Annotated in this window: 1 pseudogene; it reads right to left on the minus strand. The window is 73.0% G+C overall.

Going from position 1 to position 222, the window contains the following annotated elements:
• Nucleotides 1–222, minus strand: a pseudogene (locus tag KVT44_RS57695) (acetyl-/propionyl-CoA carboxylase subunit alpha); the annotation flags it as partial.

A 222-nucleotide genomic window follows, 5' to 3' on the forward strand; every position in this document is an offset into this window, starting at 1 on the left:
CCGGTGCGGGCCAGGGACATGCCCAGCGAGGACGGCAGCGAGACCTCGAGGCGCTTGCCGCCGACCTCGACGACGACCGTCTCGCGGCCCGGCTCCTCGTCGGTGTCCGTGTCCGCGGGGGCCGTGAACGCGGGGATCTCGTTGGCGAACTCGGTCTCGATCCAGCGGGTGTGGACCGTGAACGGGTCGGTGGAGCCGGTCAGTTCGGGGGCGAAGGCCGGG

Origin of the sequence: Streptomyces sp. GbtcB7 (assembly GCF_019091445.1) — a bacterium.
Taxonomy (GTDB): domain Bacteria; phylum Actinomycetota; class Actinomycetes; order Streptomycetales; family Streptomycetaceae; genus Streptomyces; species Streptomyces mirabilis.